This window comes from Amycolatopsis sp. WAC 04182, from assembly GCF_003947465.1.
Lineage (GTDB): Bacteria > Actinomycetota > Actinomycetes > Mycobacteriales > Pseudonocardiaceae > Amycolatopsis.
Map to the genome: position 1 here is coordinate 850,933 of NZ_QHJJ01000003.1, position 20,148 is coordinate 871,080.

The window sequence follows — 20,148 nt, forward strand, 5'->3', positions numbered from 1 at the left end:
CCTTTCCTGACGTGCGCGCTGCCGGGATCAGGAGGTCGGGAAGTTGTCCGCGGTGCGGATGCGGTCCCGGATCCAGACACCGGCGGGCTTCAGCGGAGCCGTGCCGGTGAACGAGCTGCCCGAGCAGGTGCCCGGCTTGAACACCGCGCCCGAACGGCTGTCGTCGGAGAAGTTCCAGTTGGTCCAGCTGATCTTCTTCGACGCGAGGAAGTCGAGGTACTTCTGCGAGTTGGTGAAGTCGTTCCCGCCGTCACCGCTGGCGGTCTGGGTGCCGAACTCGGTCACGAACAGCGGGATCTTGCTCGCCGCGCGGCTCAGCGCGTTGAAGTACTCGGTTTTGTGCGACGCCGCGTAGAAGTGGAAGGTGTACATGAAATTGCTGGCGCGCACCGGGTTGTTGATGATGTCGGTCTCGTTGCGGCCGTCGGAGATGCCGAGCGAGCCCCAGCCGTGCGTGCCCACGAGCACGACGCCGTCGGAGTCCTGGGCGCGGATGACCGGGATCATCTGCTCCGCGTAGCTGCGGACCCGATCCCAGCTGACGTTGTTGGGCTCGTTCGCGATGTCGTAGATGATGTTGGTCTTGTCCTTGTGCCGCTGGGCGATCTCGGTGAAGAACGTCTTGGCGCGGCTGAGGTTCGCGTTCGGGTCGCCGGGGGTGAGCTGGTGCCAGTCGACCAGGGCGTACATCCCGCGTTTGGTGGCCTCTTCGATGTACCCGTGCACCATGTCGGTGAACTTGCGCGGGTCGGTCTCGTAGCCGCCTTCCTGGATGTACATCGAGATCCGGAGGACGTCGGCCTTCCAGTCGTTGGCCAGCGCGTCGAGCGAAGCGGTCTTCACGCACTGGCTGTACCACTGGATCCCGTGGGTGCTCATGCCACGGAGCTGGATCGGCTTGCCGGCGGAGTTGCAGAGCTGGAGGCCGCAGACCTTCAGCTGTCCGTTGACCGCCGCCGGGCTCCCCGGCGGCAGCGCGGCGGCTGCCTGCGTTGCGGGCTCTGCCGCGGTCTCGGTCGCCATCGACGTGCTCGCGGCCGCGACCGGGGCCAGCAGTCCGGCGGCCAGTGCGGCCGTCACCCGGAGACGGATCTTGTCCCAACGCATTCGGCTTCTCCTCTCGCGTCGACGGCACCGACGGTGGCGCGCCGACGGTCAGGGCGGCGGAGTTAAATAGGAAACTTTCCTTACTATTGGAAAGTAAAGGGAAGATTACCCACAGGGTCGACGGACGGTCAAGAGTCCACCACCCACCGTTTCGACGACCACTGGCATGCTCGGAGTGTGACGACCATCGTGGCCTTCCACGCCCATCCGGACGACGAAGCCCTGCTGACCGGCGGCACCCTCGCCCGCGCCGCCGCGGACGGCCACCGTGTCGTCCTCGTCGTCGCCACGATCGGCATGCAGGGTGCGGACGCACCGCGCTGGGCCGAACTCGAGGCGAGCGCGAAGGTGCTGGGCGTCGCACGCGTCGTCCATCTCGGTTACGCCGGCAGCGGCCACGGCGCGATCCTCTATCCGGACCCGCCGGGCTGGGTCCGTTTCGTCCGCGCGAGCACCGACGAAGCGGCGGCCCGGCTCGTGGCGATCCTTCGCGAAGAGGGCGCTTCGGTTCTGCTGAGCTACGACCGCAACGGCGGCTACGGTCACCGCGACCACGTCAAGGTGCACGAGGTCGGCAAGCGGGCAGCGGAACTGGCCGGCGATGTCCGGCTGCTGGAGGCCACGATTCCCCGCGACGTCGTCGCGCGCCTGGTGCGGATCGTGCGCCTGTCACGGATCCCGTTCCGCTACGACGTCGACGCGCTTCTCCGCGCCTACAGCGCCAAGTCCGAGATCACGCACACCTTCGACGTCCGCCGCTTCGCCAGCCAGAAGCAGGCCGCGATCGCCGCCCACTCCTCGCAGGTGAAGGGGAACGGCAGGCTCGCCCCGCTGATGCGCGTGATCACCCGGCTTCCGGCGCCACTCTTCGGACTCGTGTTCAACCGCGAGTGGTACGTCGACGCGACACCGCGAGGCTCACGATCCTGAGCGGCGGGCGCGGTACGCGGCGGCCTTCACCCGGTTCTGGCAGGCCAGGCCGCAGAACCGCTTGATCTGCGCCTGGCTCGCGTCGAGGTACACCTCGTCGCACCGCGGCGCCGCGCACAACCCGACGCGATGCGGGACGTCGTCGCCGAGCGCCGCGGCCACGGACACCGCGAGACCCGCCGCCCACTGCTGGACGAGGTCGGCTTCAGGACCGTGGAAATGCAGATGCCACGACTGTTCGCCGTGGCGATGCAGGGACGGCCGCGCCTTGCTGTCGACGAGCATCCGGTTGAGCAGCCCGGCCGCCCGGTCCGGGTCCCGCCGGGACAGCGACTCGATGATCTCCCGCAGGCGCGAGGCGAGATTCCGCAGCCGTTCCGCGGTCAAAAGATCGACCTGACCGTTCCCGGTTCCGAGCACTTCAGTGGCGGCGTGGATCAGGTCTTGGCCCTGAAGGGTGGGTTTCGGCCTGCCGTGGACATGCTCCCCGGACAACGCGTTGACCAGCGTGACCCCGGTTTCCAGCCGCATCGCATGCATTCCGCCCCTCCCCCGAGCGTCACTGGTTCGCAGGACGCCGCGGTGACGCTATCAAAGGCGTGCGGTGCCGCAAGGGCGATGAAGGCTTTTGGCGCAACGTAATCCGGCGGACGGCGGATCATAAGTCCACTGTGGACAGAGCGCTGCGGGCCAGCCTCTTCACGGACGTATCACCACCGAGGCGGGCCGGCGTCCACGATCTTCTGCGAAAGCTCCAGCGGGTCGAGATGCATCAGCGACTCCATCCACCACGTCATCCCGGCCTGCCCCAGCGCGGGCAGGTCGACCTTGATCGGCTCCTCCCACGCCGGGCTCGCGTTCCCGGCGACCGCGACGTCGAAGGGACGGCCCGGCTCCAGCCCGGCGAGACCGAGCGCACGGTGGGTCTCCGCGATCTCCTCGGCGGTCGGCGTGTGGTCCTCCGGATTCGGGAATATCCCGTCGCACAACGCCGCCCGCCGGACGACGCGCGGATTGTCGGTGGAGCTCGCCACCCAGATCGGGATCGGGAACGGCTCGGGCGGGGCCTCGGCGAGCGCGACCTGGTAGTGCGCGCCGTCGTGGTCGAAGCGCTTGCCGGACCAGATCGCGCGGATGACGTCCAGGCCCTCGTCGAACATCGCCGATCGGGTCAGCAGATCGGTCTGCTCACCGAACCGGCTGAAGTCACCGGATTCGTCGGAACCGAGCCCGGTGCCGAGGATCAGCCGCCCGCCGGAAAGCCTGCTGACCGTCGACGCGTGCCGGGCGACCACCCACGGGCGGCGCCGGGCGGGCGGGGTGATCATCGGGCCGAACAGCAGCCGGTCGGTGGCGTGCGCGATGGCGCCGAGCGTCGTCCACGGATCCGCGATGGGCATGGTGTCCGCGACCACGTGGTCCCACAGGAAGAACCCGTCCCAGCCCGCGGCCTCGGCGCGCACGGCGAGGTCGACGAGCACTCCCGGCTCACCGAACGGGCCGAAAGGCGGCAGATAGACGGCGTGTCGGACCGTGCTGCCGGTCAAGTCGATCATCTCCCCAACGTCATCGTCGAAGTCCCCGGACGGCCGCTTGTTTACGCCGTTCACCCACGTTAGCGTCCCGTGGATGGCGGACACTGGTGAACGATCGACGAAGTGGCCGGAGCATCGGGGAAGGTTACGCCGGGTGCTGTCCTCGGTGGTCGCCGTCTCACTATGCGCGACACTTTCGGCGGTGAACGCGTCCGCATCGCAGGACGACGGCTGGTCCCGCGACTTCTACTGGGGTGTCGCGTCGTCGGGCTATCAGTCCGAGGGCAGCGCTCCGGACAGCAACTGGAAGCGGTTCGTGGACCGTTCCGCGGGCAAGGACGGCGTCGACGAATACCGCGACTCCGTGGACTTCCGGCACCGCTACGCCGACGACATCCGCCTCGCGGCGGGGCTCGGCGTCAACACCTACCGGTTCGGCATCGAGTGGGCTCGCGTCGAACCCTCGCCCGGACGGTGGGACGAGACCGAACTGGCCTTCTACGACGACGTGTTCCGGCAGGTCCGGGCCGCGGGCATGACCCCGATAATCACGCTCAACCACTGGGTCTACCCGGGCTGGGCGCTCGATCAGGGCGGCTGGGCGGAGACGCGGACCGCCGACGCGTGGCTGGAGTTCAGCCGGAAGATCGTCCAGCGCTACGCCGGGCAGGACGTCCTCTGGGTGACGTTCAACGAGCCGCTCATCTTCCTCAAGAACGAACAGAAGGTCGGCGCGCTGAACGCGACGCGGTACTTCGCGGCGCAGTCCACCATCGTCCAGGCGCACCGGCGGGCCTACGACCTGATCCACGAACTCGACCCGACCTCGAAGGTCACCAGCAACCAGGCCTACATCACCGGCGTCAACGGGATGGCCGACTGGTTCTTCCTCGACCAGGTCAAGGACAAGCTCGACTTCATCGGGATCGACTACTACTACGGCCTGAGCATCGACAACTGGACGGTGTTCGCCGCGGCGACCGACAAGTTCTGGGACGTGAAGCTCCAGCCCGAAGGCATCTACTACGCGCTTCGCAGCTACCACAACCGGTTTCCGCGGCTGCCGCTCTACATCGTCGAAAACGGCATGGCGACCGACAACGGGAAACTCCGCGACGCGGACTACACCCGCGGCGACCACGTCCGCGACACGGCGTACTGGCTCCAGCGAGCCAAGGCCGACGGGATGAACCTCATCGGCTACAACTACTGGAGCCTCACCGACAACTACGAATGGGGCAGCTATCGCGCCCGGTTCGGACTGTACACAGTGGACGCTCTCACCGATCCCGCGCTGACCCGGCGCCCCACGGACGCCGTCCCCGCGTACCAGGCTCTGGTGACGGCGGGTGGCGTGCCGCAGGGCTTCCGGCTCAAACGCGGTCCGGGGACCTGTTCCCTCGTGGACGGGCTGAACAGCTGCCTCAATCCGGCCGAAGTGGACGGACCGCTCATGCCGCTGAAGTGACCAGTTCCAGCCGTCTGCCCTCGAAGGTCCGCCGCATCCGCCGGTCGTGCGTGACGACCACGAGCGCGCCGGAGTACTCCGCGAGTGCCTGCTCCATCTCCTCCACGAGATCCGGGGCGAGATGGTTGGTCGGCTCGTCGAGGAGCAGCAGATCGGTCTTGGCCGTCACGAGCCTGGCCAGTTCGAGCCTGCGCCGCTGCCCGATGGACAGGTCGCGGACCGGTTTGCGCAGATCCGGCGCCCGGAACAGGCCCAGCGACAGCAACCTCTCGGCCGCCTCGTCCTCGTCACCGTCCCCGGCGAAGACCGCCAGAACGGTTCGGGCATCGGCGGCGAGTCCGCCGTTCTGGTGCAGGAACCCGATCCGGCCCGTCCGCTCCGCCGACCCCGTCGACGGCGTCAGCTCACCGGCGAGCACCCGCATCAGGGTCGTCTTGCCAGCCCCGTTGGGCCCGGTGACGAGGACCCGTTCGCCGGGCAGCACGCTGAGCGACGTCCGCGGCAGACGACCGTCGACCGACACGTCGTCCACCTTCACCACGTACCGATCGGCCTCGGTCTCCCCCGCGGCGATCCGTGCGGTGAACCGGAGCGGCTCGGGCGGCGGCGGAACGCGGTCCGCCTCGAGCCGCTGGATCCGCTCGCGAGCCGATCGGATCCGGCTCATCGCCCCGTGCGCCCGGGACCGGGCCCGGAACGCGCCGGCGCCGCTGAAGGCTGCCGGAGCCTTGCGCGGGATCGCCGAGAACCGGTCGATGTTGACGTCCGCCATCCGTTCGTACCGGGCCTTCTCCAACCTCCACTCCTCGTACTCGCGGACCCACCGGGCCCGCGCGGCCTCCTTCGCCGCGAGGTAACCCGCGTAACCGTTGCCGTGCCGCTGCACGGTCCGGCGATCCGCGTCGACCTCGAGGATCGTGCCGGTGACCCGGCTGAGGAACATCCGGTCGTGGGTGATCGCGACGATCCTGCCGCGATGCCCGCGAAGGTGGTCCTCCAGCCAGGCGACGGCTTCGTCGTCGAGATCGTTGGTCGGCTCGTCCAGCAACAGCAGTTCGGGTGACGCGGCCAGGGTGGCCGCGAGCGCCAGCCGGGACCGCTGACCGCCGGACAGGCTGCCCAGCGCCCGGCCGCGATCGAGGCCCGGCTGCCCGAGTCCGTGCAGGGCGACCTCCACCCTGGCATCGGCCTCGTAACCGCCACGGGCTTCGTAGGCGGCCATGAGGTCGCCGTACGCGGCCAGGTCTTCGGCGGTTTCGAGCGCTGTTTCGGCTGCCCGCAGCCGTGACTCGAGGTCCCGGATGTCGGCCAGCGCGAGGTCGATCGCGTCGCCGACCGTGGCGGTGTCGGGCAGTTCCAGCGTCTGCGGGAGATAGCCGACGCCGCCGGGCGCGGTGACGGTCACCGTGCCGTTGTCCGCCCGGTCCCGGCCGGCGATCAGCCTCAGCAACGTGGACTTGCCCGAGCCGTTGTCGCCGATGACGCCCGCCTTCTCCCCCGGTTTGACGGTGAAGGAAACCTGGTCGAGTACGACGTGGTCGTCGAAACGCTTGGTGACGCCGGAGAGCACGAGTTGTGTTCCGGGATTTCGATGCGGGGTACGCACAGGGGCGTCCTCCTGATTCTCGCAAGGGAAGAAGAGAACATGCGGAAGGACGCGGCCCGGCGGAGCGAAAGGCTCTACGCCAGGGCCGCGTCGAAGGCGAGAATCACAGAGTGAAGAAAATCCCCATGCCGAAGACGGTAGCGGGGGAACGCGGACGGGTAAAACGAATTAAAGGTTGTGTACGGGTTCACAGAGTGGTCTGTGTCCCCATACCGCGACAGCGGCGCCCCGGTGACCGAGAATCGAAGCCGGAGGTTTTCGCGGTCTGAGGGAATGGGGTTCCTCGTGCACGGGTCCAGCGGTCCGATCGCCCGGTTCGGACGACGGCTCTTCCCTGGTCGTAACTCGCTGGCCCGCGGCTCCGACCGGTTCGAAGCCCTGGTGCTCAAGCTCGTCATCCTCGCGGCATTGCTCGCCATCCCGGTCGCGGCGGCCGCCGGCTCGGCCAACCACGGCAGGCAGGTCGCCGCGGCCGCCGCCGACGCCTCTGGACGTCAAGCCGCCACCGCGTATCTGCTTACGGCCGCGCCCGTCCGCATCGTCGACAGCGAGAGCGTCGGGACCGACAACTCCACCACCCAGGCGACCTGGGCCGACTCGCGCGGAGCGCGGCACACCGGTGGTGTCCTCGCGACACCGGGCAGCCCCGCCGGATCGGCCGTGCCGATCTGGATCGACGCCCGCGGTCAGCTCACTTCAGCGCCGAGGAACGCGTCGACGGCGGTGTTCGATTCCGTGCTCGTCGGCCTCTGGCTCTGGTTCGCCGTGGTCGCCGCGCTCGTTCTGGTCCACCGGGTCGTCCGGCTGGTGCTCGACCGGCAGCGCGCGGCGGCTTGGGAGCGTGCCTGGGCGGTGTACCCGCGTTCCGGTTCCTGGCCCTGATCCCGGCGGCGAAGGCACAGAGCCTCGGCTAAGGTGCCCCGCATGCGCATCATGATCTCGGCGGACATGGAGGGCGCCACCGGCGTCACCTGGACCGAGGACGTCATCCCCGGTACCGAGCAGTGGCAACGATTCCGCCGCCTGTTCACCGGTGACGTCAACGCCACCATCGCGGGCCTGTTCGACGCCGGCGCCACCGACGTGCTGGTCAACGAAGCGCATTCCTCCCAGCGGAATCTCCTGCTAGAAGACCTCGACGGCCGGGCGCGCATGCTCACCGGCAGGCACAAGCCGCTCTCGATGATGCAAGGCATCGACACCGGCGTGGACGGCGTCGTCTTCCTCGGCTACCACGCCGGCGCGGGCTTCGACGGCGTCCTGTCCCACACGTACCTCGAGAACCAGATCACCGGCGTGTGGCTCGACGACGTACCCGCCAGCGAAGGCAGGCTGAACGCCGCGATGGCCGCCGAGTACGGCGTTCCGGTGCTCGTCGTTTCCGGTGACGACAAGGCCTGCGACGACGCCCAGGACTACGCGCCGGAGGCCGAACTGGTCACGGTGAAGGAATGCGTCAGCCGGTACGCCGCGATCTGCCTGCCGCCCGCCAGGACGGCCGAGCTGCTGAGCTCGGCCGCGGCGGACGCGATGAACCGGGCAGGCCGGGTCGAGCGATTCACCACGCCGCACCGCATCGAGGTCGAGTTCGACGCGAGCCACCTCGCGCAGGCCGCGGCGGTGATCCCGACGGTGGAACAGATCGGCGTGCGGCGGGTCGGCTTCGACGCGCCGGACATGACCGAAGCGATGAAGGCGTTCAAGATCGTCACGGCGATCGCGGCCGGGGCGGTGCAGGGTATCTATGGCTGAGTTGGATGTCGTCGACGTTTGTTCGCGGCTGATCCGGTTCGACACCACGAACCGCGGCGACGGGGACTCCGAAGGCGAGCGCGAGGCGGCCGAGTACGTCGCGTCGCTGCTTTCGGGGCTCGGGATCGGCTCGAAGATCATCGAGTCCGCACCCCGCCGCGCGAACGTGATCGCCCGGGTGCCCGGCACCGACCCGAGTCTGCCCGCGCTGCTCGTGCAGGGGCACCTCGACGTCGTCCCGGCCGACGCCGCCGACTGGTCGGTGGATCCGTTCTCGGGCGAGGTCCGCGACGGCTTCCTCTGGGGCCGCGGCGCGGTCGACATGAAGGACTTCTGCGCGATGGTGCTCGCCGCCCTCGCCACGGGTGTCCGGCCGCGGCGGGACATCGTCCTGGCTTTCGTGGCCGACGAGGAGGACAAGGGCGAGTACGGGGCGCACTGGCTCGCCGCGACGCACCGGGACCTGTTCGACGGTTGCGCGGCCGCGATCAGCGAGTCGGGCGCGTACACCTACCACGTCCCCGCCGCCGACGGCCGGTCCGTGCGGCTCTATCCGGTGGCGACGGCCGAACGCGGAACGGCGCACCTGCGCCTGACCGCCAAGGGCCGCGCGGGACACGGATCGCGCCCCAACGACGAGAACGCCGTCATCCGGCTGGTCACCGCGCTCGGCAAGATCGCCGCGCACCGCTGGCCGATCCAGCTGACCCCGACGGTGCAAGCGTTCCTGGAACGCACCGGGGAAGCGCTCGGCGTCCCGATCGATCTGTCCGATGTGGACGGAACGATCGCCCGCCTCGGGCCCGCCGGTGCACTGGTGGTGCCGACCGTCCGCAACAGCACGACGCCGACCATGCTCGACGCCGGCTACAAGGTGAACGTGATCCCGACTTCGGCCGAGGCCCAGGTGGACGTCCGCGTCCTCCCGGGCACCGAACCAGACCTGTTCGCCGAGCTCGACGCGATGCTCGGCGAGGGCGTCACGCGCGAATTCGTCGCGCACCAGCCGCCGGTCCAGGCTCCCGTGGATTCACCGTGGTTCGACGCGATGGCTGAGGCGCTGCGCTCAGAAGACCCCGAAGCCGTCGTCGTGCCCTACTGCATGGGCGGCGGTACGGACGCGAAGGCGTTCAGCCCGTTGGGGATCGACTGCTACGGCTTCGCGCCGTTGTGGCTGCCGGAAGGCTTCCCGTATCGCGCGATGGCGCACGGTGTGGACGAGCGTGTCCCGGTGGAGGGCCTGCGGTTCGGCACCCGGGTGCTGCGGCACTTCCTGGAGAACTGCTGAGGGACCACAGTCCTCCGAGACCTCTTTCAGCGGCGAACTCGCGGGTGACGTCGTCTATTCCTGGTATGTCGAGCGGAACGAGGACACGAACTACTACGTTTGCGGATGGCTCGACCACGAGTGAGCAGGAGGCCACCAGTGGACACCGTCGCGCGACTCGCCCGGGACGAACGGGCGGACTTCGCCGCGTTCCTGCGAACGCTGTCCCCCGAACACTGGGACGCGCCCACGTTGTGTTCGGAGTGGACGGTCCGGCAGGTCGTCGCCCACGTCGTCGACTACGACGCCCAGCGGTTCCGTGATCTGCTCGGCCAGGCCGTCCGCGGCAGGCTGCGGCTGAACCGGATGAACGCGCTCGGTGTCGCACGGAAACCCGGCCGGACACCGGAGGAACTGATTGCGCGATTCGAGGAGTACCTCGAACCGCACGGCCTGACCTCGGCGTTCGGTGGACGGGTGGCGCTGCTCGACGGGATCCTCCATCACCAGGACATCCGGCGCCCGCTGGGGTTTCCCCGCGAGGTACCGCCGGAACGGCTGCGTCACGCCCTGACTTTCGCCCGATACGCCCCGCCGATCAAGGCGCGCAAGCGGGCGCGCGGTCTTCGGCTCGTCGCCACGGACCTCGACTGGTCGTCCGGGGCCGGGCCGGAAGTCAGCGGGCCCGGGGAAGCGCTCTTGCTGTCGATCGCCGGCCGGGCCGTGGCACTGGACGAACTTTCCGGACCCGGCGCGGTGATTCTCGCGTCCAGAGTGGACGGTCGTTGAGGCCGAAGGCTCAGAGCGCGGTGGAGCGGCTCAAGGACTCCCAAGCCGCCAGCTCCGCCGCCCTGGCCTCGTGCACGGCTCGCAGCCCGTCGACAGCGTCGTCGCCGAGCGCGAGCCGGAGCGGCGGGGCGTCGCTTTCGAGCACCTTCAAGATCGCCGCCGCGGCCTTCGCCGGGTCTCCGGGCTGCGAGCCGTCCATCCCCTCGACGAAGTCCCGGATCGCGCCGGTCGATTCGCGGTAGGCCTCGATCACCCGCGAGCGCTGCAACCGGCTGCCGCCGAACTCCGTTCGGAAGGCGCCGGGCTCCACGATCAGCACCTGCACGCCGAACGGCGCGACCTCGGCGGCCAAGGACTCCGACATCGCCTCCAGGGCGAACTTCGCCGAGCAGTAGGCCCCGAAACCCGGCGGGCTCTGCTGCCCGCCCATCGAGCTCATCTGCACGAGGGCGCCGCTACCCTGTTCGCGCAGGTGGGGCAGCACCGCCTTCGTCACCTCGACGGCGCCGAAGAACATCACGTCCATCAGGGATCGCAGCTCGGTCATGGTCAGTTCTTCGACCGCTCCCACCGAACCATGACCGGCGTTGTTGACCACGACGTCGATCCGGCCGAATTCGTCGAGAGTCGCCTGCACGGCGGCTTCGACCTGTGCCGGGTCGGTGACGTCGAGCGCGGCGGTGCGCACCCGGCCCTGGCCGAACTCTTCCAGTTCGGCCAGTGTCTCCGGACGGCGTGCCGTGGCCATCACGCGGTCACCGGCGTCGAGCGCGGCCAGCACGAGATGCCTGCCGAACCCGGCCGAGCAGCCCGTGATCAGCCAGACGCGGCCCTCGGTTTCCTTCGTCATTCCTGTTTCCTCCAGTGAAGTTCCTGGCATCCATCGTGCGAAGATCGCGCCCCGGTCGCCAACACCGGCTTCCTGGTGCGGCTACAGTCGGAGCCTGTGACCCCCGAGTTGCGGCAGTTGCGCTATTTCGTCGCCGTCGCCGAGGACGCGAGCTTCACCAAGGCCGCGCGGCGTCTGCACATCGCCCAGCAGTCCCTTTCACAGCAGATCACCGTGCTGGAGCGGCTCCTCCGCGCGAAGCTGCTGCAACGCGACACCCGCGGGACCCGGCTCACCGAAGTCGGGTCACTGTTCCTGCCGGAGGCCCGCGCCGTACTGGCGCGCAACGACGAGGCGCTGTCGGTGCTGAACCGGGCGGTGCGCGGCGAGATCGGCACACTGCACCTCGGTTTCCTCACCACCACGGCCAACTATCTGCTCCCGCCGGTGGTTCGCGCGGTCCGTGAGCGGCTTCCCGACCTCACCCTCACCACGGACGACACCCAGATCGCACCCCTCGTCGACGGGCTCACCGGCGGTCGTTACGACCTGATCTTCACCCGGCCTCCGCTCGTCGACGGGTTCGAGACCCGCACCCTGATCACCGAGGAGGTCTGCGCCGTCCTGCCGGAGGGGCACCGGCTCGCGTCCGCGACCGAACTGAAGCTCGCGGATCTGGCCGGCGAATCCTGGGTGCTCACACCGCGAACCTCGTGGGAGCCCTGGCATCGCCGCTATGACGACGAATTCGAGGCGGCCGGATTCACGCCGCGCGTCGTGCAGCGGGCGGCGACCGTCCAGGGCCTGCTCGGTCTGGTCGCCGCCGGCGTCGGGGTCACGAGATTGGCCCGGTCTTCGCACAGCCTGCGCCGGAGCGGCGTGGTGTTCGTGCCGCTGGTGGGCGACACCGCCCGGACGGTGGTCGCCTGGTCGCCGGCGAACGACAAGCCCGCACTGCCCGGTGTGCTCGACATCGTGACGGAACTGGCCTCCGGGACGGACCTGACGGCGGCGGGCTGACCGGGCATCGCGACCGTCACACCGCCATGATCACCCTGTCGGGCCACGTGTCCGTAGAATCCGGTGACGATGCGACGTTTCCGGTGGTGGTGGGGTGCTCTGGCGCTCACGTTCGTGGTGGTTCTCGTCGGGTTCATTGCCTTTACCGGGTCGGAAAGCCGCCCAGGGCAGCCGTCCCCGCGCCAAGGCCCACCGGGGACGGGGCCGCTGACGGTCGTCTCCATCGGCGACAGCACCGTGTCCGGCGAGGGCGCGGGCGACTACACACCCACGACCAACGGGCAGGGCGGCAACTGGTGCCACCGCTCCCCCAACGCCTTCGTCGAACAGGTCAAGATCCCCGACGTCACCGCGCGCGTGAACCTCGCGTGTTCGGGGGCGCCCTCGGAGCAGGTCGCCCTCGGCGACGCCAAGCAGTGGACCGAGCCGTCACAGGCTCAACAGCTCGCGAACCTGATCAAGGACCATCGGGTCGCCGCGGTGGTGATCGCGATCGGCGCGAACGACGAGCCGAAGTTCTCCGCTCAGGTCAACGAATGCTTCAAGGCTTGGTTCTCCCCGCAGAATCCGCCGTGCAGTGCGGCGCTTCGCACCACCTGGAAGTCCAAAGTGGACGCCATGGTGCCGAAGGTGACCAACGCCGTCGCCGACGTCAAGAAGGTGTTGGCACAGGCCGGCTATGTCCCGACGGACTATCAGCTCGTGCTGATGTCGTACGCCTCGCCTGTCGGCCCCCAGATCCCGGAGGCCCTCCGCAGCCTCAACGGCTGCCCGTTCCGCACCGAGGACCTCGAATGGATGCGCCGTGACGGCGTCTCCGTCCTGTCGGACGGGCTCAAGCAGGCGTCGAGGGCGACCAGCGCGCGCTTCCTCGACCTTTCGCGCGCGGGCGCCGGGCACGAGGCGTGCAGCAGCGACCCGGCGAACGAGTGGTTCAGCAGGCTGACGCTACAGCTGCGTGACCTCGGCCAGGTGGACCGCGCGAGCCACGCGTTGCAGGAGTCGTTCCATCCCAACGCGAACGGACACGCGCAGATCGCGAACTGCCTCAACGAGTTCCTCGCCGCCCGCGGCGGCAACGCGTCGTGCCTCTCCGGCCCCGACGGCAAACTGCACGCCGCGCCCGAGGTGATCGCGCGCTAGAGGTCGAGTGCGGCGCGCAACGCGATGTCGATGCGCTCCTGGACCTCTTGGTCGATCTCCGCGATCTTCTCGTCGAACCACGGCCGGTACAGGCGCGTGAGGTTCAGCGTGGAGACCCAATACCGCGCGTCGACGGCGACGCCGAGGATGTCCTGCGGATCACGGTCCAGCAGTTCGGTGCCGAGCAGCCACGGCCGCTCGGATTCGTTCACCCCGTCCGAGGACAGCAGGACGACGGTGCGCTGCCGTGCCGGTTCGGTCGGGGGGTGGTACGTCCAGACTTCACCCCTGTGCACGCAGATCCTTCTCCGCGGCGGTCAGCTCGGCCTCGTCCGATTCGGCGGACGGTTCGACCGGGGCGCGCTGCGGGGTGTATCCGGTGCGGACGGCCTCCCTGCGGGCCGCTTTGGACAACCACGACGAGACCGAGATCCCGTGTGCCTTCGCGGCCCGCTCGGCGAACTCGAGCGCACCACTGTCGAGTGAGAGAGTGACCTTACGTGTTGCCATACCTTTTATCGTACCAGCGTCGCGCAAGCCCACCGGTTTTCCGCTCTCACAGGGTGGGCGAACGGCCCTCGAACGGCGTCGACAGCACCACCGTGGTCCGGGTCGAGACCTTGGCGGACTCCCGGATCCGGCGGAGCAGGTCCTCCAGGCCGAGCGGCGAAGCCACCCGGACCAGGAGGATGTACGACTCGTCCCCCGCGACCGAGTAGCAGGACTCGATCTCCTTGATGTGCTCGAGACGCTGCGGGTAGTCGTCCGGAGCGGCCGGATCGTTCGGCGTCAGCGAGATCAGCGCCGTGAGCGGCAGGCCGATCTGCTCGCCGTCGAGCCGCGCAGTGTACCCGAGGATGACCCCGCGCTGCTCCAGGCGGCGCACCCGCTGGTGCACCGCCGAAACCGAAAGCCCGACCCGCTCCGCCAGATCGGTGAAACTGCGCCGTCCGTCCGCGGCCAGTTCCTGCACGATGGCCTGATCCAGCGGCTCCAGGGAACCGGTCATGCGTCGAGCACGATCAGGTCGTGCGGGCGCTGGTTGACCGATTCGACGCCGTTCTCGGTGACCACGACGATGTCCTCGATACGGGCGCCCCAGCGGCCGGGCTGGTAGATGCCGGGTTCGACGCTGAAGGCCATGCCCGGTTCGAGCGGCAGCGCGTTGCCCTTGATGATGTAGGGCTCCTCGTGCACGTCGAGGCCGATGCCGTGACCGGTGCGGTGGATGAAGTACTCGCCGTACCCCGCCTCGGCGATGATGTCGCGCGCGGCGGCGTCGATCGACTCAGCGGTGACGCCTGGGCGGACGGCGTCGACGGCGGCCTTCTGCGCCCGCTGCAGGACCGCGTAGGTCTCGGCGACGTCGGCGTCACGCGGCTCGCCCACCGCGTACGTGCGGGTGGAGTCGGAGTTGTAGCCCTCGGCGATCGGGCCGCCGATGTCGACCACGACGACGTCGCCGCGCTCGATGACCCGCTCGGAGACGTCGTGGTGCGGGCTGGCGCCGTTGGGGCCCGAGCCGACGATCACGAAGTCCGCGTGGGTGTGGCCCTCCTCGACGATGGCGGCGGTGATGTCCGCACCGACCTCGGCCTCGGTGCGGCCGGGGCGCAGCCATTCGTGCACGCGGGCGTGGACGCGGTCGATGGCGGCACCCGCGTCGCGCAGCGCCTGGATCTCGGCGGCGTCCTTGCGCATCCGCAGTTCGCGCACGATCGGGCCGGCCAGCGTCTGCTCCGCGTCGCCGAGCGCGCCACGGAAGGCGAGCACGTGCAGCGCCGGGGTGAAGTCGCTGACCGCCACGCGGCCCGGCTTGCCCAGCCGGTCGGCGACCAGTTCGTACGCGTTGTCGCCGTCGACCCAGGTGACGATCTCGATACCGAGTTCGTCGGCGGGGACGTCCGCGTAACCAGGGGCCTCAAGTTTCGGCAGCACCAGGGCCGGGACGCCATCGGCCGGGATCACCAGCGTGGTCAGCCGTTCGAAGGAGCCCCCGGCCTGGCCGATGAGGTAGCGCAGGTCCGAGCCGGGTGCGATCAGCAGGGCGTCGGTGTCGGCGGCGGCCGCGGCGGCGCGGGCCCGGTCGAGGCGGGCGCGGAGGCTGGCGGCGTCGGGGGCTGGGTTGTGAAGGGAACGGCGCGACATGATGGCGAGCCTAGTCGGTCCGCGCCCCTTGGCTCACCGGCCGGTCACCCCCGATCGGGGCGGGATCGTCGAGCCCGCGCCACACCCGGAAGATCGCCGGGAAGGTGCCGGCGATCAGGTACAGGCCGCCGAAGACGGCGAGCGCGCCGACGAGGCCGATCCCGTCCAGCAACAGCCCGGCCGCCATCGAACCGAGCGGCGCCACGGCGAGCACCCCGCCGACGAGGAGGCTGAGCACGCGACCCCGCACGGCCTCCGGGACCCGTTCGTAGACCACCGGGAGCACGATCGGGTTGAGCGCGCCCGCCCCGATCCCGGCCACCACCAGTCCGGCGAGCAGCACGGGCGGCGCCGGTTCCAGCGCGAGCAAGGCGAATCTCGGCGCACCTTCGATCGCGACGGCGACGAGGATCGCCGTCCGCCGGGAAATCCGGTGCCCCACCCAGCCGTAGAGCGCCGAGCCGAGGAGCGCGCCCGCCGCGACGGCGGTGATCATCGCGCCGATGAGCGCGGTGCTGTGCAGGACCTGATCCCCATACGCCGGATACAGGACACCGAGCAGCCCGAAGTCGAGACTGCTGGTGAGCATCAGCATGCCGACGATCGCGCGCAGCACCGCGTCGCGTTTGACGTAGCCGAATCCTTCGCGCAGTTGCTTGAGGTACCCGCCCGACGGCGGCCTCGGCGGGCCGGCCGCGGCCGGGATCAGCGCGAACACCAGCGCGGCGGACAGCAGGAGCGCGCCCGCGTCGACGAACAGCACCGGCATCGGGCCGATCAGCGCGATCAGCGCGCCGGCGGCGGGTCCGCCCGCCATCCGGCCGGTTCTCATCGCCGCTTCGACGGCGCTCGCCGCCCGGCTCACACCGACACCGCCGAGTTCGGCGACGCCGGGGAGCAGCACCTGCTTCGCCGTGTCGGCGGGACCGCGGGAAACCCCCATCACGAACGACAGTGCGATCAGCCCGGGCAGGCTCAGTCCTGTCGTGCCCATCGCGAGCGGAATCAGGAGCACCGTGACGGTGGTCAGCAGGTCCGCGCCCACGCTGGCCCGGCGGGTGCCGAGCCGGTCCACGATCGGCCCGCCCAGCATCGCGGCGACCATCAGGCCCAGCACCTCGGCCGCGGTGACGAGGCCGGTCTTGGTGCCGCTGCCCGTGCTCTGCAGCACGAACCAGGGAATCGCGAGCAACGTCATCATCACCCCGGCCGAGGAGATCCCCGAAGCCACGACCAGAGCCCCCAGTGGCATCCGGCTCATGGCGTCTCCGGCCGGGACTTCCTCGGGAAGGCCGCCCAGTGCACGCGGACCTGGGTGTCGCCGTCCTTCTCCGGACGGCGGTAGCGGCCGATCACGTCGAGGATCTCGTCGCTCAACGCGGCGGCCTCGTCCGGTGTCAGCGAGAGCGGCGAATCGTGGAAGCTGACCTTGTCGATCCACTCGTCGGCCCAGTCCCGCACCTCGGCGACGAACTGCGCTTCGGCGGCGTAGCGACGCTCGATCATCGTGTGCGCGTAGGCGTTGAACGGGCCCGCGAGGTCTGGATCGTCGATGAAGTCCCTGGCCTGCATCTGATCCCCCTCGTGCACGGCCTTCCACCACCGGTCGCGCCTGCTGCCGCGTTCGGCGTCCTCTCCGATCAGCCCGCACTCGGCCAGCTGGCGCAGATGCCAGCTCGTGGTCCCGGAACTCTCCCCCACCCGTTTCGCCAGTCCGGACGCCGTCGCCGGACCGTCCTCTCGCAGCAACTCCAGGATCTTGACGCGCAGTGGATGCGACAGCGCCCGCAGAACGCGGCCGTCGACCCGCGCGAGATACCTCTCGCTCTTCCCCATGCCGTCGACCCTACAACCGCAGAGAATTCTCTGCAAAGAGTTCTCTGCGATTAGGCCCCGATATTCGGCGATTCTGGAGTTTGACTTCAAGTTAGGTTCAGGTTTTACGGTCTTGGGCATGACAACGAACTCGCCTTACCAGCTCGCCGTCGTGATCAGCAGCGTCCGCGAGGGCCGCTTCGCTCCCGTCGTCGCGAACTGGTTCCTCGACCGCGCCAAACAGCGCGACGACGTCACCCTGTCCGTCATCGATCTGGCCGAAGCCCCCGGAGATCTCTCCCCCGGCGTCGCCGCGGCGGACGCCGTCGTCGTGATCGTCCCCGAGTACAACCACAGCTACCCCGGCCCGCTCAAGACCGCGCTCGACGCCACCGGCCCCGAATGGCACGGGAAACCGGTCGCCTTCGTTTCCTATGGCGGTATCTCCGGCGGCCTGCGCGCGGTGGAACACCTGCGCCCGGTCTTCGCCGAACTCCACGCCGCGACGATCCGCGAGACCGTGAGCTTCCCCTACGCCTGGAACCACTTCGGCCCGGACGGTGAGCACGACGACTTCGAAGGCGCCTCCGTCGCGGCCACCACGCTGCTGAATCAGCTGAACTGGTGGGCCAACGCGCTGCGCGACGCGCGTCAGGTGCGGCCCTACGCGGCCTGACCGGTGTCCGTGGAGGACCCGGCTGGGGGTCGGGTCCTTCACGGACATCCGGGGCGGGACATGGCAGGCTGTCCGCGTGACCGGACCACTCGCTCTCCTCGATTCCGCGAGCCTCTACTTCCGCTCGTTCTACGCACTGCCCGATTCGATGACCGCCCCCGACGGGACACCGGTCAACGCGGTGCGCGGGTTCACCGACACCATCGCGCGGATCCTCGTCGACCGGCGGCCTTCCCGGCTCGTCGCGTGCCTCGACGCGGACTGGCGGCCGAAGTTCCGCACCGATCTGCTGCCCAGCTACAAGGCGCACCGGGTGGCCGAAGAGGTCCCGGAAGGCAGCGACGTCGAAGAGGTGCCGGACACCCTGACCCCCCAGGTGCCGATCATCCTGGAACTGCTGGAGGCCTTCGGGATCGCGACGGCCGAGGCGGCCGGGTACGAGGCCGACGACGTCATCGGCGCGCTCGCGATCCGCGAGCAGCGCTCGCCCGTCGAGGTCATCACCGGTGACCGCGACCTGTTCCAGCTGGTCCGCCATGAACCGACGTCCACGGTGGTCATCTACGTCGGCAAGGGCTGGAACAAGGCCGAAGTCCTCGGCCCGGAGGAGATCGCGGAGAAGTACGGCATCCCGGCCGGGAACGCCGGGCCCGGCTACGCCGACATGGCGGCGCTGCGCGGAGACCCGTCGGACGGCCTGCCCGGCGTCGCCGGGATCGGCGAGAAGACGGCCGCGAAGCTGATCACCCAGTTCGGTTCGCTGCAGGAGCTGATCGAGGCGTCCAACGCCGGCGACTCGCGGGTGCCGCTCAAGACCCGGCTCCGGCTGACCGACGCCGCCGACTATCTCGCGGTCGCCCCCACCGTCGTCCGAGTCGCCGCCGACGCCCCGGTCGACCAGTCCCGCCCGGATCTCGTCCCGTCCGAGCCCGCCGACCCGGACAAGGTCGCCGAACTCGCGGAACGCTGGAATCTCGGCCGTTCGGTGGAGCGCCTGCTGGCCGCGCTCCCGAAGTCATGAGCAACACCGAGGCCGACCCGGCCGAGCTGCTGTGCCGGGAACGGCCGGGTGAGGGCGTCACCGTGCTGACCCCGCGCGACGTCCCGCTCGGCGGTCCGCGCGCCATCCGGGTCCGGCGGACACTCCCGCAGCGCCAACGATCCCTGATCGGCGCCTGGTGTTTCGCCGACCACTACGGTCCGCAGGACGTTTCGGAGTCCGGAGGGATGGACGTCGCGCCGCATCCGCACACCGGATTGCAGACCGCGAGCTGGCTGTTCAGCGGCGAGATCGAGCACCGCGACAGCATCGGCACCCGGGCCATGGTGCGACCCGGCGAGCTGAACCTGATGACCGCCGGGTACGGCATCGCGCATTCCGAAATGTCCACACCGGACACCTCGATGCTGCACGGCGTCCAACTCTGGATCGCGCTGCCGGACACACATCGCGACACGACACGGGACTTCCGGCACTACGCGCCGCCGCTGCTCGAACTGCCCGGCGCGACCGCCCGCGTCTTTCTCGGGAGTCTCGCCGGGACCACGTCACCGGTCCCGGCGTTCACTCCACTGTTGGGCGCCGAACTCACCGTGGAGCCCGGGGCGATCCTGGCCCTCGACATCGACCCGGCCTTCGAACACGGTGTCCTGCAGGACATCGGCTCCGTCACCGTCGCCGGCGCCGCATTGGCCACCGGCGAACTCGCCTACCTCGCACCGGGCGACGGACGGCTCGAACTGGAGAACTCCGGCGCCGAACCGGCTCGGGTGCTCCTGCTCGGCGGGACCCCGTTCACCGAGGAACTCGTCATGTGGTGGAACTTCGTGGGCCGAAGCCATGAGGAAATCGCCGAGTACCGCGAGGCGTGGCAGGCACAGGCGGACCGGTTCGGTCAGGTGGAGGGCTACCAGGGCAGCACGGCGTGGTTGCCCGCGCCCACGCTGCCGCAGGTGCGGATCAAACCTCGCCGCAATCCGGCTTAGCGGCGCTGCCACCTCCGTGGATTCCGGCTTCGGCCGATCCCACGCCCGGTCCGTCCCCAGTACATGAAGGCCCCCAT

The 20,148-nt window shown here is 69.5% G+C and carries 22 protein-coding genes; 11 read left to right on the top strand and 11 right to left on the bottom strand.

Annotation, left to right across the window (positions count from 1 at the left end; translation table 11 throughout):
- Window positions 1–27 precede the first annotated feature (27 nt).
- Entirely contained in the window at window positions 28–1,107 is a 1,080-nt protein-coding gene (locus tag DMH01_RS17640) for a glycoside hydrolase family 5 protein (RefSeq protein ID WP_125678071.1), read from the bottom strand.
- A 177-nt stretch (window positions 1,108–1,284) separates the two neighbouring features.
- Between DMH01_RS17640 and DMH01_RS17645 the strand changes: the two genes are divergently transcribed.
- Window positions 1,285–2,037: a PIG-L deacetylase family protein gene (locus tag DMH01_RS17645; RefSeq protein ID WP_125678073.1), complete on the top strand. Its 753-nt coding sequence runs from the start codon at window positions 1,285–1,287 to the stop codon at window positions 2,035–2,037.
- Here DMH01_RS17645 and DMH01_RS17650 read toward each other — a convergent pair.
- Window positions 2,026–2,577 carry a CGNR zinc finger domain-containing protein gene (locus DMH01_RS17650; RefSeq protein WP_125678075.1) on the bottom strand — a complete coding sequence of 184 codons (552 nt, stop codon included), beginning with the start codon at window positions 2,575–2,577 and terminating at the stop codon, window positions 2,026–2,028. The genes DMH01_RS17645 and DMH01_RS17650 overlap by 12 nt on opposite strands.
- 170 nt (window positions 2,578–2,747) lie before the next feature.
- Window positions 2,748–3,593 (bottom strand): LLM class flavin-dependent oxidoreductase, encoded by an 846-nt coding sequence (locus tag DMH01_RS17655; RefSeq protein ID WP_125678077.1) that lies wholly within the window; start codon window positions 3,591–3,593, stop codon window positions 2,748–2,750.
- Window positions 3,594–3,774: 181 nt separating this feature from the next.
- On the opposite strand from DMH01_RS17655, the gene DMH01_RS17660 reads away from it, so the two are divergent.
- Window positions 3,775–5,040, top strand: a complete 1,266-nt coding sequence (locus tag DMH01_RS17660) for a family 1 glycosylhydrolase (RefSeq protein WP_125678805.1) — start codon at window positions 3,775–3,777, stop codon at window positions 5,038–5,040.
- On the opposite strand, the gene abc-f is transcribed toward DMH01_RS17660, so the two are convergent.
- Complete coding sequence (gene abc-f, locus DMH01_RS17665; protein ID WP_125678079.1) at window positions 5,024–6,646, bottom strand: ribosomal protection-like ABC-F family protein; 1,623 nt, start codon at window positions 6,644–6,646, stop codon at window positions 5,024–5,026. The two genes, DMH01_RS17660 and abc-f, sit on opposite strands and share 17 nt — an antisense overlap.
- A gap of 285 nt (window positions 6,647–6,931) precedes the next feature.
- Between abc-f and DMH01_RS17670 the strand changes: the two genes are divergently transcribed.
- The 4 genes from DMH01_RS17670 (at window position 6,932) to DMH01_RS17690 (ending at window position 10,454) form a co-directional block, all read left to right on the top strand.
- Complete coding sequence (locus DMH01_RS17670) at window positions 6,932–7,528, top strand: hypothetical protein (protein WP_233621576.1); 597 nt, start codon at window positions 6,932–6,934, stop codon at window positions 7,526–7,528.
- 42 nt (window positions 7,529–7,570) lie between these two features.
- Window positions 7,571–8,398 (top strand): M55 family metallopeptidase, encoded by an 828-nt coding sequence (locus DMH01_RS17675; protein ID WP_007035431.1) that lies wholly within the window; start codon window positions 7,571–7,573, stop codon window positions 8,396–8,398.
- A complete protein-coding gene (locus DMH01_RS17680; protein ID WP_125678083.1) occupies window positions 8,391–9,686 on the top strand; it encodes a M20/M25/M40 family metallo-hydrolase in 1,296 nt (431 codons plus the stop codon). The genes DMH01_RS17675 and DMH01_RS17680 overlap by 8 nt, the downstream gene beginning before the upstream one ends.
- Window positions 9,687–9,824: 138 nt before the next feature.
- Window positions 9,825–10,454, top strand: coding sequence for a maleylpyruvate isomerase family mycothiol-dependent enzyme (locus tag DMH01_RS17690; protein ID WP_125678087.1), 630 nt, complete (start codon window positions 9,825–9,827; stop codon window positions 10,452–10,454).
- Between the two features lie 10 nt (window positions 10,455–10,464).
- Here the strand turns inward: DMH01_RS17690 and DMH01_RS17695 are convergent, their stop codons facing one another.
- The gene (locus tag DMH01_RS17695; protein WP_125678089.1) at window positions 10,465–11,304 is read right to left on the bottom strand and encodes an oxidoreductase; all 840 of its coding nucleotides are present in this window, start codon (window positions 11,302–11,304) and stop codon (window positions 10,465–10,467) included.
- Window positions 11,305–11,400: 96 nt separating this feature from the next.
- Here DMH01_RS17695 and DMH01_RS17700 point away from each other — a divergent pair, with 96 nt between their 5' ends.
- Together DMH01_RS17700 and DMH01_RS17705 are read left to right on the top strand one after the other, a co-directional pair.
- Complete coding sequence (locus DMH01_RS17700) at window positions 11,401–12,303, top strand: LysR family transcriptional regulator (RefSeq protein ID WP_125678091.1); 903 nt, start codon at window positions 11,401–11,403, stop codon at window positions 12,301–12,303.
- Window positions 12,304–12,372: 69 nt separating this feature from the next.
- Window positions 12,373–13,446, top strand: coding sequence for a GDSL-type esterase/lipase family protein (locus tag DMH01_RS17705; RefSeq protein WP_199745524.1), 1,074 nt, complete (start codon window positions 12,373–12,375; stop codon window positions 13,444–13,446).
- On the opposite strand, the gene DMH01_RS17710 is transcribed toward DMH01_RS17705, so the two are convergent.
- From DMH01_RS17710 to DMH01_RS17735, 6 genes are read right to left on the bottom strand one after another with little or no spacing between them, the layout of a single operon-like run.
- Window positions 13,443–13,742, bottom strand: coding sequence for a hypothetical protein (locus tag DMH01_RS17710; protein WP_005150941.1), 300 nt, complete (start codon window positions 13,740–13,742; stop codon window positions 13,443–13,445). The two genes, DMH01_RS17705 and DMH01_RS17710, sit on opposite strands and share 4 nt — an antisense overlap.
- Window positions 13,729–13,956 carry a hypothetical protein gene (locus DMH01_RS17715; protein ID WP_007035425.1) on the bottom strand — a complete coding sequence of 76 codons (228 nt, stop codon included), beginning with the start codon at window positions 13,954–13,956 and terminating at the stop codon, window positions 13,729–13,731. The genes DMH01_RS17710 and DMH01_RS17715 overlap by 14 nt, the downstream gene beginning before the upstream one ends.
- Window positions 13,957–14,002: 46 nt before the next feature.
- A complete protein-coding gene (locus DMH01_RS17720; RefSeq protein ID WP_016334198.1) occupies window positions 14,003–14,455 on the bottom strand; it encodes an Lrp/AsnC family transcriptional regulator in 453 nt (150 codons plus the stop codon).
- Window positions 14,452–15,594, bottom strand: a complete 1,143-nt coding sequence (locus tag DMH01_RS17725; RefSeq protein ID WP_125678093.1) for a Xaa-Pro peptidase family protein — start codon at window positions 15,592–15,594, stop codon at window positions 14,452–14,454. The genes DMH01_RS17720 and DMH01_RS17725 overlap by 4 nt, the downstream gene beginning before the upstream one ends.
- A gap of 10 nt (window positions 15,595–15,604) precedes the next feature.
- Window positions 15,605–16,855: an MFS transporter gene (locus DMH01_RS17730; RefSeq protein ID WP_125678095.1), complete on the bottom strand. Its 1,251-nt coding sequence runs from the start codon at window positions 16,853–16,855 to the stop codon at window positions 15,605–15,607.
- A complete protein-coding gene (locus DMH01_RS17735) occupies window positions 16,852–17,430 on the bottom strand; it encodes a transcriptional regulator (RefSeq protein ID WP_125678097.1) in 579 nt (192 codons plus the stop codon). Before DMH01_RS17735 ends, DMH01_RS17730 begins: the two co-directional genes overlap by 4 nt.
- 118 nt (window positions 17,431–17,548) lie before the next feature.
- Between DMH01_RS17735 and DMH01_RS17740 the strand changes: the two genes are divergently transcribed.
- From DMH01_RS17740 to DMH01_RS17750, 3 genes are all read left to right on the top strand, one after another.
- Window positions 17,549–18,085: an NADPH-dependent FMN reductase gene (locus DMH01_RS17740; protein ID WP_125678099.1), complete on the top strand. Its 537-nt coding sequence runs from the start codon at window positions 17,549–17,551 to the stop codon at window positions 18,083–18,085.
- Between the two features lie 76 nt (window positions 18,086–18,161).
- Window positions 18,162–19,106, top strand: a complete 945-nt coding sequence (locus DMH01_RS17745) for a 5'-3' exonuclease H3TH domain-containing protein (protein ID WP_125678101.1) — start codon at window positions 18,162–18,164, stop codon at window positions 19,104–19,106.
- Window positions 19,103–20,071 carry a pirin family protein gene (locus tag DMH01_RS17750; protein WP_125678103.1) on the top strand — a complete coding sequence of 323 codons (969 nt, stop codon included), beginning with the start codon at window positions 19,103–19,105 and terminating at the stop codon, window positions 20,069–20,071. Before DMH01_RS17745 ends, DMH01_RS17750 begins: the two co-directional genes overlap by 4 nt.
- The last annotated feature ends 77 nt before the right edge of the window (window positions 20,072–20,148 follow it).

Excerpts from the sequence above, each read along its gene's own strand:
- DMH01_RS17655 (WP_125678077.1), bottom strand. The coding sequence starts at position 3,593 with ATGATCGACTTGACCGGCAGCACGGTCCGACACGCCGTCTATCTGCCG.
- DMH01_RS17715 (WP_007035425.1), bottom strand. The coding sequence starts at position 13,956 with ATGGCAACACGTAAGGTCACTCTCTCACTCGACAGTGGTGCGCTCGAG.
- DMH01_RS17640 (WP_125678071.1), bottom strand. The coding sequence starts at position 1,107 with ATGCGTTGGGACAAGATCCGTCTCCGGGTGACGGCCGCACTGGCCGCC.
- DMH01_RS17705 (WP_199745524.1), top strand. The coding sequence starts at position 12,373 with ATGCGACGTTTCCGGTGGTGGTGGGGTGCTCTGGCGCTCACGTTCGTG.
- DMH01_RS17740 (WP_125678099.1), top strand. The coding sequence starts at position 17,549 with ATGACAACGAACTCGCCTTACCAGCTCGCCGTCGTGATCAGCAGCGTC.
- DMH01_RS17750 (WP_125678103.1), top strand. The coding sequence starts at position 19,103 with ATGAGCAACACCGAGGCCGACCCGGCCGAGCTGCTGTGCCGGGAACGG.
- DMH01_RS17680 (WP_125678083.1), top strand. The coding sequence starts at position 8,391 with ATGGCTGAGTTGGATGTCGTCGACGTTTGTTCGCGGCTGATCCGGTTC.
- DMH01_RS17720 (WP_016334198.1), bottom strand. The coding sequence starts at position 14,455 with ATGACCGGTTCCCTGGAGCCGCTGGATCAGGCCATCGTGCAGGAACTG.
- DMH01_RS17675 (WP_007035431.1), top strand. The coding sequence starts at position 7,571 with ATGCGCATCATGATCTCGGCGGACATGGAGGGCGCCACCGGCGTCACC.
- DMH01_RS17650 (WP_125678075.1), bottom strand. The coding sequence starts at position 2,577 with ATGCATGCGATGCGGCTGGAAACCGGGGTCACGCTGGTCAACGCGTTG.
- DMH01_RS17730 (WP_125678095.1), bottom strand. The coding sequence starts at position 16,855 with ATGAGCCGGATGCCACTGGGGGCTCTGGTCGTGGCTTCGGGGATCTCC.
- DMH01_RS17725 (WP_125678093.1), bottom strand. The coding sequence starts at position 15,594 with ATGTCGCGCCGTTCCCTTCACAACCCAGCCCCCGACGCCGCCAGCCTC.
- DMH01_RS17695 (WP_125678089.1), bottom strand. The coding sequence starts at position 11,304 with ATGACGAAGGAAACCGAGGGCCGCGTCTGGCTGATCACGGGCTGCTCG.
- DMH01_RS17735 (WP_125678097.1), bottom strand. The coding sequence starts at position 17,430 with ATGGGGAAGAGCGAGAGGTATCTCGCGCGGGTCGACGGCCGCGTTCTG.